At 74.8% G+C, this 13,652-nt stretch carries 14 protein-coding genes; 8 read left to right on the forward strand and 6 right to left on the reverse strand.

Translation table 11 applies throughout. The features are described from left to right. Positions 1-98: 98 nt before the first annotated feature. Complete coding sequence (locus KZX45_RS15285) at positions 99-569, forward strand: hypothetical protein (protein WP_248258605.1); 471 nt, start codon at positions 99-101, stop codon at positions 567-569. 18 nt (positions 570-587) lie between these two features. Here the strand turns inward: KZX45_RS15285 and KZX45_RS15290 are convergent, their stop codons facing one another. The 4 genes from KZX45_RS15290 to KZX45_RS15305 all read right to left on the reverse strand — a co-directional run bounded on the left by KZX45_RS15290 (position 588) and on the right by KZX45_RS15305 (position 3,629). Beyond that, complete coding sequence (locus KZX45_RS15290; protein ID WP_248258606.1) at positions 588-794, reverse strand: PspC domain-containing protein; 207 nt, start codon at positions 792-794, stop codon at positions 588-590. A 98-nt stretch (positions 795-892) separates the two neighbouring features. Further along, entirely contained in the window at positions 893-1,924 is a 1,032-nt protein-coding gene (locus tag KZX45_RS15295; protein WP_248258607.1) for an LLM class flavin-dependent oxidoreductase, read from the reverse strand. Between the two features lie 119 nt (positions 1,925-2,043). Continuing rightward, positions 2,044-2,619, reverse strand: a complete 576-nt coding sequence (locus tag KZX45_RS15300; RefSeq protein WP_248258608.1) for a sugar O-acetyltransferase — start codon at positions 2,617-2,619, stop codon at positions 2,044-2,046. 62 nt (positions 2,620-2,681) lie between these two features. After that, a complete protein-coding gene (locus tag KZX45_RS15305) occupies positions 2,682-3,629 on the reverse strand; it encodes an alpha/beta fold hydrolase (RefSeq protein WP_248258609.1) in 948 nt (315 codons plus the stop codon). Positions 3,630-3,683: 54 nt separating this feature from the next. Here KZX45_RS15305 and KZX45_RS15310 point away from each other — a divergent pair, with 54 nt between their 5' ends. Both KZX45_RS15310 and KZX45_RS15315 read left to right on the forward strand, forming a co-directional pair. After that, complete coding sequence (locus KZX45_RS15310; protein ID WP_248258610.1) at positions 3,684-4,229, forward strand: TetR/AcrR family transcriptional regulator; 546 nt, start codon at positions 3,684-3,686, stop codon at positions 4,227-4,229. Positions 4,230-4,290: 61 nt separating this feature from the next. Further along, entirely contained in the window at positions 4,291-4,713 is a 423-nt protein-coding gene (locus KZX45_RS15315; protein WP_248258611.1) for a TIGR03618 family F420-dependent PPOX class oxidoreductase, read from the forward strand. Between the two features lie 3 nt (positions 4,714-4,716). Here KZX45_RS15315 and KZX45_RS15320 read toward each other — a convergent pair whose 3' ends face one another. Both KZX45_RS15320 and KZX45_RS15325 read right to left on the reverse strand, forming a co-directional pair. Further along, positions 4,717-5,190, reverse strand: coding sequence for a nucleoside deaminase (locus KZX45_RS15320; protein ID WP_248258612.1), 474 nt, complete (start codon positions 5,188-5,190; stop codon positions 4,717-4,719). Positions 5,191-5,220: 30 nt separating this feature from the next. Further along, positions 5,221-7,035: a gamma-glutamyltransferase family protein gene (locus KZX45_RS15325; protein WP_248258613.1), complete on the reverse strand. Its 1,815-nt coding sequence runs from the start codon at positions 7,033-7,035 to the stop codon at positions 5,221-5,223. Positions 7,036-7,140: 105 nt separating this feature from the next. Here KZX45_RS15325 and KZX45_RS15330 point away from each other — a divergent pair, with 105 nt between their 5' ends. From KZX45_RS15330 to KZX45_RS15350, 5 genes are all read left to right on the forward strand, one after another. Beyond that, positions 7,141-8,361 carry an MFS transporter gene (locus KZX45_RS15330; RefSeq protein WP_248258614.1) on the forward strand — a complete coding sequence of 407 codons (1,221 nt, stop codon included), beginning with the start codon at positions 7,141-7,143 and terminating at the stop codon, positions 8,359-8,361. A 124-nt stretch (positions 8,362-8,485) separates the two neighbouring features. Then, entirely contained in the window at positions 8,486-10,228 is a 1,743-nt protein-coding gene (locus KZX45_RS15335; protein ID WP_248258615.1) for a pyruvate dehydrogenase, read from the forward strand. Positions 10,229-10,286: 58 nt separating this feature from the next. Further along, positions 10,287-10,976 (forward strand): LLM class flavin-dependent oxidoreductase, encoded by a 690-nt coding sequence (locus tag KZX45_RS15340; protein WP_248258616.1) that lies wholly within the window; start codon positions 10,287-10,289, stop codon positions 10,974-10,976. Then, a complete protein-coding gene (locus tag KZX45_RS15345) occupies positions 10,961-11,254 on the forward strand; it encodes a hypothetical protein (protein WP_248258617.1) in 294 nt (97 codons plus the stop codon). Before KZX45_RS15340 ends, KZX45_RS15345 begins: the two co-directional genes overlap by 16 nt. A 46-nt stretch (positions 11,255-11,300) precedes the next feature. Continuing rightward, positions 11,301-13,634: an LLM class flavin-dependent oxidoreductase gene (locus KZX45_RS15350; RefSeq protein WP_248258618.1), complete on the forward strand. Its 2,334-nt coding sequence runs from the start codon at positions 11,301-11,303 to the stop codon at positions 13,632-13,634. Positions 13,635-13,652 lie beyond the last annotated feature (18 nt).

The raw sequence follows: 13,652 nt of genomic DNA on the forward strand, positions 1-13,652 counted from the left end.
GACGGTGCAGTGGCACCGGCTCATCGGCGACGACGACCCGTTCACCCACGGCACCGCCCTCTGGCCGGCCGGCCGGCCGGCCGGAGCAGGGCAACCTCGTGCTCCCGGCGCTCCGCACGCTGTGCGACGTCCTGATGGAGCACACCGGCACGCCCGGCGACTGCTACTTCGCCCTGTGGGTGGGATGGGGGCAGCTGAGCGGCGGCCGGACGGTTCTCACCCTGGACGGGCACGGGCCGCCGTCGCCGCCGCTCCTCGACCCCCGGGAACGGGCAGGCCCCAAGGTGCGGCTGCCGGGCCGCGAGTACCACCTGCTGCGGGGTCCGCTCGAGGCGATGACCGAGCTCGTCCGGTACGACGGGCCGGGCGTGTGGTGGACGCAGTCACCGAGCCTCTTCTGGCCGGCCGACCGGGCGTGGTGCGTCGCCACCGAGATCGACCTCGACTCGACCCTGGTGGGCGGGAGCCGGGAGGCGGTCGGCGCGCTGCTCGGCACGCCCGGGCTCGAGGTGCTCCGGGTCGTCGGCGGCGACTCGCTCAGCCACGACGCCGACACCGTGAACACCTGACGCGGCGGGTCTCGCGCGTCACTCCTCGGGCATGACGATCCACAGGATCGGGTAGACGAGGAGCGGGCTGCCGGGCAGCACGAAGAGCAGCACCAGGAACAGCACCCGCGCCACCCACGGGTCGAGGCCGAAGCGTCGGCCGAGCCCGGCGCAGACGCCGGCGATGATCCGGTCGTTCCGCGGGCGGACGAGGCCCTGGGCCCGGAGCGAGTCGTGCACCTTCATGGTTCTCCTTCGATGGTGGGGACGTGCCACCGCCAACGTTGCACTCCGACGGCCGGCGGCGCATCGGGGAGAACCCCTGCACCGCCCCTGACCTACCGTCAGCCGACGGCGGCACGGACGGCGGGGGCCACCTCCCGGGCGAACCGCTCGACCGAGGCCTCGACCACCGGTCGCGGCAGGCCGCCGAAGTCGACCTGGCCGAGGAACCGGTCGATGCCGCAGATCTCACGGAGGTCGAGGATCTTCGCGGCCACGTGCTCCGGTCCGCCGATGAGGAGGCCCGCGCCGCGCTCGGAGAGGTCGTTCATCTGGTCGCGGGTGACGTCCCAGCCGCTCGAGCGGCCCGTCGCCGAGGCGAGGTACCGGCGGTAGTGCGGGTAGGCGTCGTCGCGGGCCGACGCCGTGCCCTCACCGACGTAGAGGTGCGCGGCGAGTCCGATCTGGAGCGTCGCCGGGTCGTGCCCGGCCTGCTCGCCGGCGAGGCGGTAGGTCTCCACCAGGCGCCGGGCGTTGTCGAGGTTGCCCCCGACGAACCCGAGCATCATCGGCAGGCCGAGGTCCCCGGCGCGCAGGGCGCTGGTCGGCGTGCCGCCCACGCCCACCCACACCGGCAGCCGGCCGGCGTAGGCGCGGGGGGTGATCTCCTCGTCCAGCAGCGCGGGGCGGGACGAGCCGGCCCAGGTGACCCGCTCGTGGTCCCGGCACTGCAGCAGCAGGTCGAGCTTCTCCTCGTAGACCTCGTCGAGCCGGTCCGGATCCACCCCGAACAGGGCGAACGGCTCCGCGAACGCGCTGCGCCCCGCGACGATCTCCGCGCGGCCGTGGCTGAGGAGGTCCAGCGTCGCGTGGTCCTGGTAGACGCGGACGGGGTCGAGCGTGGTCAGCACCGTGGCCGTCGACACGAGGCGGACGCGGTCCGTGGCCTGGGCCACCGCCGCGAGCGCCACCACGGGGGACGACACGGCGAAGTCGTGGCTGTGGTGCTCCCCGACGCCGAAGACGTCGAGCCCCAGCCGGTCGGCGAGGATCCCGTAGGCCACGACGTCGTCCAGGCGCTGGCCGGGGGTCGGGGGCGTGCCGCCGTCGGCGGCCGCGTGGATGTCGGTGAGCGAGAAGACGCCGAGCTCCATGGGCGCGCTCCGTCCGGACGACAGCGGGCCGTGGCCCCGGCCCCTGGTTCCCAGTATGGAAGTCCGGGCCGTCCGGTCTCCTGGGTACGAGGACCCTTGCCCCTCCCGGGACGGCGGACTCAGTCCGCCGTCTGCCGCACGACGCGGGCCGGGTTGCCCACCGCGACGACGTTCGCCGGGAGGTCCTTGACGACGACGGCCCCCGCGCCGACCACGGTGTTCTCACCGATCGTCACGCCCGGGCAGACGATGGCGCCGCCGCCGAGCCAGACGTTGTCCCCGATGGTGATCGGCTCCGCGGCCTCCCACTTCTGCCGCCGGGGCTCGGCCTCGACGGGGTGGGTGGGGGTGAGCAGCTGGACGTTCGGGCCGATCTGGACGTCGTCGCCGATGGTGATGGGGGCGACGTCGAGCGCGACCAGCCCGAAGTTGGCGAAGGTGCGGGCCCCGACGGTGATGTGCGAGCCGTAGTCGACGTAGAACGGCGGCCGGATCTCGGTGTCCTCGCCGACCGCGCCCAGCAGCTCCTCGAGGAGCCGGCGGCGCAGCGGCCCCTGGCGCACGGTCGTCGCGTTGTAGGCGTCCATCAGGTCCAGGGCGGCCCGGCTCTGCTCGGCCAGCTCGGGGTCGTCGGCGATGTAGAGGTCCCCGGCGAGCATCCGCTCGCGCATGGTCCGGGGGTCGTCGTCCGTCATGGCCAGCAACGTACCTGGCGGCCGCCACCACGGCCGCCCTGGGCCGCACACCCGGCACCGGGTCAGGCGGCGTCGAAGAACTCGAGCACGTGGGAGACGAAGGACTCCGGCTGCTCCTCGGGGAGGTAGTAGCCGGCGCCGGAGATGTGCGCCATGGTGAACGCGTCGGCGTACTCCTCGTACCCACCGAGGCCCTTCGGGATCCCGCCCCCCTCGTCGCCGCCGTATAGCACCACCCCGTAGAGGCCGAGAGTCGGGGTGCGCAGCCTGGTGCTGCGGTACTCACCGGCCACGCTTCGGCGCGCCTCGCTCAGCGCCAGGCTCTTGTACAGCGCCACGGCCGCTCGAGCCCGAGCCGGGTCTCGCAGCCTGCTGAGGTACAGCTCGATGTCCTGCTCGGACCAGACGTCGCGATCGGAGGTCTCGGCAGTCATCAGGTAGCGAGGGAAACGCTGTCGGCCTCGAGACAGCAGGACGGGCCCCAGCCCGGGCGTGGCGGTGGCGAACATCGGCCACAGCTTCCACATGTGCGGGAGCATCCGAGCAGACACCCGGGGATAGGGGTGGGGGGCCGCGACGGCCACGTACTGCCGCACGCGCTCGGGGTGTGCCAGGCACACGCGGAAGCCCAGGATGCCGCCCACGTCGTGCCCCACCATACGAACCGAGTCCAGCCCGAGCTCGTCGAGCAGCGCGACGACGTCGGCCACCAGCTGGTCCCGTTCGTACCCGTGGGGCGGGGCGTCCGTCCACCCGGCACCTCGCAGATCGGGGCAAATGACGCGGTGGTGGGCGGCGAGGGCCGGCAGGACCTTGCGCCACGCCCACCAGTGCTGCGGGAAGCCGTGCAGCAGCAGCACCGGATCGCCCGAACCCGCCTCCGCGACGTGCATCCGCAGCCCGGGGAGCTCGACGAAGCGGTGGCGCACCCCCTCGATCTTCGGCAAGGGACGCCGTTGCGACGTCGTGGTCGTGGCCTCTGCGCGCAGTGCGCGCTCGTGGCGCTCCATGGCCAGACGCTACTACTTTTGTCGTACGCCGTCACTACTTCTATAGTTACCGACATGACGCCGACGAAAGCGCGCGCCCTCGACGCGGCGATCGAGCTCCTGGGCACCGAGGGGCTGCGGTCACTGACCCACGCCCGCGTCGACGAGCGGGCCGACCTGCCCAAGGGCTCGACGTCGAACTACTTCCGCACCCGCCAGGCGCTCGTCTCCGGCGTCGTCGCCCGGATCGTCGAGCTCGAGGAGGCGGAGATCGGCGCCACCTTCGCCCCGCCCGGCTCCGCGGCGGAGCTCGTCGACGGCGTCTGCGCCCTGTTCGACCACCTCACCCGCCGGAATCGCACGCAGACCACCGCCCGGCTCGTGCTGTTCATGGAGGCCAGCCACGACGCCGAGCTGCGGGAGGTGCTCTCCCGGGCGCGGACGGGCATGGCACGCTCCGTCGTCGCCACGATGGCCACGCTCGGCGCGAGGGATCCAGAGGTCGCCGCGGCCGCCGTCGTCGCCTGCTTCGAGGGCCTGCTCCTGCACCGCGTCGCCCGGCACGACGACACCGACCCGCGACCGGTGCTCGACCAGGTGGTCAGGGGCGTCCTGACCTGAGCTCCCGGGGCGGGCGCCGCGAAGCGCTGGCCGCCCCGTCCGGCCGGTGGGACAGTGGCGCATGGCACGGCTCAACGAGGCGGCGCGGGCGCTGATCGAGTCCGGCGCGCTGGGTCACCTGGTCACGATCGAACCCGACGGCGCGCCCCAGGTCAGCGCGGTGTGGGTCGGTCTCGCGGGCGACGAGCTCGTCACCGCCCATCTCATGGCGACCCAGCGGAAGCTGGCGAACGTCCGCCGCGACCCGCGGGTGGCCATCTCGTTCGACGGGACGGGCGCGAACGCCGTCGGCATGCAGGACCACCTCGTCGTCCACGGGCTCGCCCGGCTCACGGCGGGTGGCGCCCCGGAGTTCCTGCACCGCCTCGCGCAGGTCTACGTCGGCCTGGGCACGACGTTCCCGCCGATGCCCGACCCGCCGCCCGGCTTCGTCATGCACATCGCCGTGACGCGGGTCGGCGGCCTCGGACCCTGGTGGGACTGAGCCTCAGTCCTCGCCGATGTCCTCGTGCCAGAGCGTCGGCTCGGCCGCGATGAAGTCCCGCATGAGTGCGGCGCAGTCCGGGTCGTCCAGCACCACCACCTCCACGCCCCTCGAGCGCAGGAGGTCCTCCCCGCCGACGAACGTGCGGTTCTCCCCGACGACGACGCGCGGGATCCCGTAGAGCAGGATCGCGCCGGTGCACATGTCGCACGGCGAGAGGGTGGTGACCATGGTCGCGCGGGCGTAGACGCGGGCCGGCAGCCGCCCCGCGTTGGCCAGGCAGTCCGTCTCGCCGTGCAGGATCGGGCTGCCGTCCTGCACCCGGCGGTTGCGCCCGACGGCGAGCACCTCGCCGTCGACCACGAGCGCGGCCCCGATCGGGATGCCGCCCTCCGCCCGCCCCGCCCGTGCCTCGTCCAGGGCGACGGCGAGTGCCTCGGCGTCGGACCTCACGCTCCGCCTCACGTCGGGGGTCATGGCCGCCATCCTGCCAGCGGGCGCCGCCGCTCAGCGCCCCGCGGCGTAGCCCTGCGCGCCGCGGGGGTTCGCCGCCGCGCCGAGGAGTCCGGTGGCGGGGTCGACGGTGACGGCGGAGAGCCGGCCGAGCGACCAGTCGCCGGCCCGGGTCACGCGGTGGCCCCTGCGCTCGAGCTCGGCGACGACGTCGTCGCCGAGGCGGTCCTCGACGACGGCGCCGCCCGGGGTCCAGGTGCGCGGCCAGAACGAGCCGGGGACGGAGGTGGTGTGCAGCGCCGGGGCGTCGATCGCCTGCTGCGGCGTGTAGCCGCCGACGATGGTGCGCAGCAGGTAGAGCAGCTGCCACTGGTCCTGCTGGTCCCCGCCGGGCGAGCCGAGCGCGGTGACGGGCCGGCCGTCCCGGAGGACGAGCGTGGGGGTCAGGGTGGTGCGCGGCCGCCGGCCGGGGGCGAGCGTGGCGGGCGACCCGTCCTCGAGCCACGTCATCTGGAGCCGGGTGCCGAGGCAGAAGCCGAGCTCGGGGACGGCCGGCGAGGACTGCAGCCACCCGCCGGAGGGGGTCGCGGAGACGATGTTGCCCCAACGGTCGACGACGTCGAGGTGGCAGGTGTCGCCGCACGTCTCCCCCGTGGGCGCGACGGTGGGCTCCCCCACCCCGCCCGCGGAGCCGCCCGTGGGCGGGGCGTAGTCCTCCCGCAGCGGCGGCACGAACGGCTCGACGCCCGGGACCCGGCCGGGCCGGAGCTCCGTCGAGGCGCGCTCGGTGATCAGCGCGTGCCGCTGCGCCGCGTACTCGGCGGAGAGCAGCACGTCGAGCGGGACGTCGCCGTCGCCGTAGTAGGCCTCGCGGTCGGCCATCGCGAGCTTCTCGGCCTCGAGGATCGTGTGGGCGCCGAGCGCGGTGGAGGGGTCGAGCCGGTCGTCGTCGAAGCCGTCGAGGATCGCCAGCATCTGGAGCAGGACCGGGCCCTGCCCCCAGGCGCCGGTCTTGGCGATCGTGTGCCCGCGGAAGTCCACGGTGACGGCGGGCTCGTAGCCCGCCCCGAAGGCCGCGAAGTCCTCGGCGGCGATGACGCCGGCGTGGTCGGCGCCGTCGGAGTGGCGGTGCGGGCGGGCCGCGAGGGCGGTCACGGCCTCGGCCACGAAGCCCTCGCGCCAGGCGCGGCGGGCGGCCTCGATCCGCGCGACCCGGTCGTCGGCGACGCCGGGGCCCCGGCCCGCCGCGACGAGGCGTTCGAGGGTGCGGGCGTAGGCCTCGTTGCGGACGATCTCGCCCTCGCGCGGCGGGCGTCCGTCCGGCATCCACAGCTCGGCCGAGGTGGGCCAGTGCCCGGTGAAGAGGTCCGCGACCCGCGCGACGGTGTCGCCCACCCGCCCGAGCACCGGATGCCCGTCGCGCGCGTAGCCGATCGCCTGCGCCAGCGCGTCCGCCAGCTCCCAGGTGCCGTGGTCGCGCAGCAGGACGAACCAGGCGTCGACGGCGCCCGGGACGGCGGCCGCGAGCGCGCCCGACCCCGGCACCAGCTCCAGCCCCTCGGCGAGGAGGTGCTCCCGGGTGGCGCCCGCCGGGGCCGGGCCCTGGCCCATCAGGACGGTCGGCGTCGGGTCCTCCGCCGTCGCGAACACCGCCGTCAGGTCCCCGCCCGGGCCGTTCAGGTGCGGCTCGACCACGTGGAGCACGAAGCCGGCGGCGACGGCGGCGTCGAACGCGTTGCCGCCGCGTTCGAGGACCGACTGGGCGCACGCCGTCGCGATCCAGTGGGTCGTGGCCGACATCCCGAACGTGCCGCTGAGCGTGGGCCGGGTGGTGAACGAGGGCGGCTGGGTGAACGAGGCGCCGGGCATGGACGGGAGGCTAGCGGTGCGCCGGCGCGGCCCACGCCCGGGGCGGTGTCCGACCTCACCGCCCCGGGCCCTCCGGACCGCCGACGTCGGTGGAACAATCGCCGGGTGCCCAACCCGTACCGCCAGATCCTCGGCCTGCCCGGGACCCTGGCGTTCTCGGCGGCCGGCCTGCTCGCCCGCTTCCCCGTCTCGATGGTGGCGATCGCCGTCGTCCTGATGCTCTCCAGCATCACCGGCTCCTACGCCACCGCGGGGACCGTCTCCGCGACGTTCGTCGTCTCGCAGGCCATCTGCGCCCCGCAGCTGGCCCGGCTCGTGGACCGGCACGGGCAGGCGCGCGTGATGACGCCGGCCGTCACCGTCTCGGGTCTGGCCCTCGCCGGGCTCGTCGTGGCGGCCGTCGCCGGAGCGCCGCTGTGGACGGTCTACGCGTGCGCCGTCGTCTCCGGGGCCAGCGTCGGGTCCGTCGGCGCCCTGGTCCGGGCCCGCTGGACGCAGGCCGTGCGCACCCCGAGGGATCTGCACCGGGCCTACTCCTGGGAGTCGGCGCTCGACGAGTCCACCTACGTGCTCGGCCCGGTGATCGCCACGATCCTGGCCACCTCGGTGACGCCGTGGGCGGGCGTCGCCACGGCCGCCGTCCTCATCGTGGTGGGCGGGTACGCCTTCCTGGGGCAGCGCGGCTCGGAGCCGCCGGCGCAGCCGCGCCACGAGGCCGGCGCGCACCGCGGCTCGGTGATGCGGTCGGGGGCGCTGGTGGGGATCGTCGTCGTCTTCCTCTTCGTCGGCGGGGTCTTCGGCGCCACCGACGTCGCGGTGGTCGCGTTCACCGCCGAGCACGGCCGTCCCGCGGCGGCGGGGGTGCTGCTCGGCATCTTCTCCCTCGGCTCGGTCCTCGCGGGCCTGCTCTACGGCGCGCGCACCTGGACCGGGCCGGCGTGGCGGCGCTTCGTCGTCGGGGTCGCCGTCCTGGCGGGCGGCACCGCCCTGTTCCTGCTGGTCGAGAGCCTCACGGTCATGGCCGCGGTGATGTTCGTGACCGGCTTCGCGATCTCTCCCACGATCATCAACGGCAACTCGATGGTCCAGCACCTCGTAGACCGGCGCCGCCTCACCGAGGGCCTGACCTGGCTGAGCACCGGCATCAACGTCGGCGTCTCGGTCGGTTCGTCGGTGGCCGGGGTGTTCATCGACGGCTACGGGTCCGTCGGCGGGTTCACGATGGTGGCCGCGAGCGGCGGCGTCGCCGTGGTGACCGCCCTCGTCGTCGCGCCGCTGCTGCGCCGCCGGGACCACGGCGACCCGGTCCACCTGCCCGAGAGCTGAGCCGGCCCGCCGGATCACGAGGCCCGGCGGCACCGGGGTGCGCGCGCGGCGACCGGCCCGACCTGCGGCCCGGCCGCTCCGCGGGCAGGATCGGACGGGACCGCGATCACACCTGGAGGCTGCCGTGGCCCGCTCCGTCGCCGAGTTTCTCGTCAACCAGCTTGTCGCCGCCGGCGTCGAACGCCTCTACGGCATCGTCGGCGACTCGCTGAACCCCGTCGTCGACGCCGTCCGGCGCACGCCCGGGATCGACTGGGTCCACGTCCGGCACGAGGAGGCCGCGGCCTTCGCCGCCGCCGCCGAGGCCGAGGTCACCGGGAAGCTCACCGCGTGCGCCGGCTCCTGCGGGCCCGGCAACCTGCACCTCATCAACGGCCTGTACGACGCGAACCGCTCCCGCGTGCCCGTGCTGGCGATCGCCTCGCACATCCCGAGCGCGCAGATCGGCACGACCTTCTTCCAGGAGACCCACCCGGACCGGCTCTTCAACGAGGCGTCGGTGTACTCGGAGATGATCTCCACGGCCAAGCAGGTCCCGCGCGTGACGCGCACCGCGATCCAGCACGCCCTCACCGCCCCCGGCGTCGCCGTGCTCACCCTGCCGGGCGACGTCGCGGACGAGCAGGTGCCCGGCGACGACGCCCCCATCCTCGTCCCCGGCGCCTGCCCGGCCCGGGTGGTCCCGAACCTCGAGGACGTCACCGCGCTCGCCGACGCTGTCAACCGCGCCAAGAAGGTCACCCTGTTCGTCGGCGCGGGCGCCCGGGGCGCCCGCGAGGAGGTCCTCAAGCTCGCCGACCTCGCCGCCGCGCCGGTCGGGCACTCGCTGCGCGGCAAGGAGATCATCCAGTACGACAACCGCTTCGACGTCGGCATGTCGGGCCTGCTGGGCTACGGCGCCTGCCAGAGCGCCATGGACGACGCCGACCTCCTGGTCCTCGTCGGGACGGACTTCCCGTACGACGCCTTCCTGCCCGCGGACGTGCCGACGGCTCAGATCGACATCGACGCCTCGCACCTGGGCCGGCGCACCCGGCTGGACCTGCCCGTCCACGGCGACGTCGGCGAGACGCTGCGCCTGCTCAACCCGATGCTCACCCGCAAGACGGACCGCAAGTTCGTGCGCGCCATGACGAGGAAGCACGCGAGCCTGATGACCCGGGTGGTCGGCGCGTACACGAGGAACGTGGAGCGGACGACGCCGATCCACCCCGAGTACGCCGCGGTGCTGCTGGACGAGGCCGCCGCGGAGGACGCCGTCTTCACGGTCGACACGGGCATGAACAACGTCTGGGCGGCCCGCTACCTCACCCCCAACGGGCGGCGGCGCGTGATCGGCTCCTTCCTGCACGGCTCCATGGCCAACGCGCTGCCGCACGCGATCGGCGCCGCGATGGCCGACCCGTCCCGCCAGGTGGTGGCCCTGGCCGGGGACGGCGGGCTGTCCATGCTGCTCGGCGAGCTGATCACGGTGCGGGCCTACGACCTGCCCGTCAAGGTCGTCGTCCTCAACAACGCCTCGCTCGGCATGGTCAAGCTCGAGATGCTCGTCGAGGGCCTGCCCGCGCACGCCACCGACTCCCCGCCGGTGGACTACCGCAACGTCGCGCTGGCCCTGGACATCCCCGCCGTGCGGGTGGAGGAGCCGAAGGACCTGCGCAAGGCGCTGACCGACGGGCTGGCCCGGCCGGGGCCGGCGCTGATCGAGGTGGTCACCGACGCCAACGCCCTGTCCATCCCGCCCTCGATCACCTCGGGGCAGATCCGCGGCTTCGCGACGGCGATGACCAAGGAGATCCTCGGCGGCGGCATGGGCGAGGTCATGGCGATGGCCCGCTCGAACCTGCGTAACGTCCCCCGCCCCTGACACTCCGCCTCCTGCTGGAGGGCGGAATATCGGCCGGGGCGTCGGGCTTTACCCTGACATGACGGACTACGGGCACGACCTCCTCTTCGGGTCGTTCATCACCCCGACCAGCACCGCGCCCGAGCGGGTGGTCGCGCTGGCGCAGGCGTCCGAGGCTGCGGGGCTCGACCTCGCCACGTTCCAGGACCACCCGTACCAGCCGGCCTTCCTCGACACCTGGACGCTGCTCTCCTACGTCGCGGCGAGCACCGAGCGGATCCACGTCGCGGCCAACGTCATCAACCTGCCGCTGCGCCCGCCGGCCGTCCTCGCCCGCGCCGCGGCCAGCCTCGACCTCCTCAGCGGCGGCCGCCTCGACCTCGCCCTGGGGGCCGGCGGCTTCTGGGACGCCATCGAGGCCATGGGCGGACGGCGGCTGAGCCCCGGCCAGGCCGTGGAGGCCACCGGCGAGGCCATCGACGTCATCCGCGGCCTCTGGGACACCAGCACCCGCGAGCGCCTCGTGGTGGACGGCACGTACCACCGGCTCGACGGCGCCAAGCGCGGCCCCGCCCCCGCCCACGACATCCCGATCTGGCTGGGGGCGCTCAAGCCCCGGATGCTGCGGCTGATCGGCCGCAAGGCCGACGGCTGGCTGCCCTCGCTCCCCTACCTGAAGTCGCTGACCGCCCTCGCCGAGGGCAACGCCACATCGACGAGGCGGCCACCGCGGCCGGCCGCGACCCGCGCGCCGTGCGCCGGCTGCTGAACATCGGCGGCCAGCTCACGCCCCGGGCGTCCGACCGGCTCCTCGTCGGACCGCCGGAGCAGTGGGTGGAGCAGCTCGCCGCCCTCACCCTGGAGCACGGGGTCTCCGGCTACATCCTCATGGGCGACGACCCCGGCACCCTCGCCGTGCTCGGCCAGGAGGTCGCGCCCGCGGTGCGCGAGCTCGTGGCGGCCGAGCGCGGGACTGCCGGGCACGGGACTGCCGGGCGGGGGACGGCCGCCGCCCCCGCCCCGGTGTCGCTGCGCCCCCGCGGCTGACGCCCCGCGCCGGCTCCGCCACCACCTCGATCGAAAGACAGACCCGTTGGACTACGGTCACCCGCTACAGCTCGGCACGTTCCTCACGCCGGGCGACGACGATCCCCAGACCCCCGTCGAGCTCGCCCGCCTGAGCGAGGAGCTCGGCTACGACCTCGTCACCTTCCAGGACCACCCGTACCAGCCCCGCTTCCACGACACCTGGACCCTGCTCAGCTGCGTGGCAGCCCGCACCCAACGGATCCGGCTGGCGCCGAACGTCCTCAACGTGCCCATGCGCCCGCCCGCCGTCGTGGCGCGAGCCGCGGCGAGCCTGGACCTGCTGTCCCACGGCCGCGTCACCCTGGGCGTGGGCGCCGGTTTCTTCTGGGACGCCATGGCCTCCATGGGCGCGGAGCGCCTGGGCCCCGGCGAGTCGGTCGACGCGCTCGCCGAGGCGATCGACGTCGTCCGGTCGATCTGGTCGGCCGACCCCGCCCCGCTCCACGTGCCGGGCGCGCATCACCGGCTCGACGGCGCGCAGGGAGGTCCGGCGCCGGCGCACGACATCCCCGTCTGGGTCGGCGGCGGGAGGCCGCGCATGCTCGCCCTGGTCGGCGCCGCCGCGGACGGGTGGGTCGTGCCCGGCGGCGTCCGCGGGCTCGAGGCGCTGCGCGCCGGGAACGCCGCCGTGGACGCGGCGGCGGCCGCGGCCGGGCGGGGCCCGCGCGAGATCCGCCGCATCGTCAACCTCGCCGGCACCTTCGCCCGCACGCCCGGCGGCTTCCTCGCCGGCCCGGCCGAGCAGTGGGTCGACGACCTGCTGCCGCTCGTCGTCGACGACGGCGCCGCCACCCTGGTCCTGGCCTCCGACGACCCCGAGACGCTGCGCCGCTTCGCCGGTGACGTCGCCCCGGCCCTGCGGGAGGCCGTCGCCCTGGAGCGGGCCCGCCGCGGGGTGGCCGAGGGCGTCGTGCGCCCGGCCCGCGTCCGGGCCCGCCGCCGGGAGCGCATCTCCTACGACGCCGTCCCCGCCCCGCTCGCCGAGCGCGCCGTCGAGCCCGGCGACGCCCGCTACCCCACGGTCCGCTCGACGTACCTGCGCGGCGGGTCTCCGGGGCTGGTGCTGCGGCCGCGCGACGCGAGCGAGGTGGCCGACGCCGTCACGTTCGCCCGCACCCAGCCCGTGCCGCTCTCCGTGCGCAGCGCCGGCCACGGCATCAGCGGGCGCTCCACGAACGACGGCGGCATCGTCGTCGACATCTCCGCGCTCAGCTCGATCGAGGTGCTCGACCACCAGGCCCGCCGGGTCCGCATCGGCCCCGGCGCCCGCTGGGGCGAGGTCGCCGCGGCCCTGCACCCCTACGGCTGGGCCCTCAGCTCCGGCGACTACGGCGGCGTCGGCGTGGGCGGCCTCGCCACGACCGGCGGGATCGGCTACCTCGGCCGCAGCCACGGGCTGACCATCGACCACCTGCGCGCGGTGGAGGTGGTGCTGGCGGACGGCTCGCTCGTCCGCGCCGACGAGGCGGAGAACCCCGACCTCTTCTGGGCCGTGCGGGGCGCGGGCTTCAACTTCGGCGTCGTCACGGCGTTCGAGTTCGAGGTCGACGAGGTCGGTGACATCGGCTTCGCCCAGCTCGTCCTGGACGCCACGGACACGGCCGCCGTCCTCCGCCGCTGGGGCGCCGCCGTCGAGGCCGCGCCGCGCGACCTGACGAGCTTTCTCATCATGGGCCGCCCCCGCGACGGCCAGGTCCTCGCCCAGCTCATGACCGCCGTCGACTCCGACGACGCCGCCACGATCCTGGAGCGCCTGCGCCCCCTGGCCGACCTCGGGCCGCTGCTCGGCCAGTCCGCGCAGATCGTGCCCTACCCGGCGGTGGTCGGCCTGCCCGACGCCGCCCAGCAGGGCCAGGGCGAGCCGGTCACCCGGTCCGGGCTGCTCGAGCACGTCACGCCCGCCTTCGCCGCCGACGCCGAGCGCCTGGTCAAGAGCGGGGAGACCTTCTTCTTCCAGATCCGCGCGATGGGCGGGGCCATCTCCGACGTCGAGCCCGACGCCACCGCGTTCGCGCACCGCTCGGCGAACTTCTCCGTGGTGGCCTTCGGCGCCTCCCGGGCCCGGCTCGACCGGGCGTGGGACCCGATGCAGCACCACTTCACCGGCATCTACCCCAGCTTCGAGACCGACCCGCGGCCCGAGCGGCTGCTGGACGCCTACCCGCCCCGCACGCTGGCGCGGCTGCGGGCGCTCAAGCGCCGCTACGACCCCGGCAACGTCTTCCGGGACAACTTCAACATCGCGCCGGAGCCGGAGCCTGGGGCAGAAGCGCGAGGGGTGCGGGCCGGCCCGAACCCGGCGCTCCGGGGGCGTGGGCCGTCTCACTCAGGCAACTGACGGCAATGCCTGATCCCT

The organism is Georgenia sp. EYE_87, from assembly GCF_023148685.1.
Taxonomy (GTDB): Bacteria; Actinomycetota; Actinomycetes; order Actinomycetales; family Actinomycetaceae; genus Georgenia.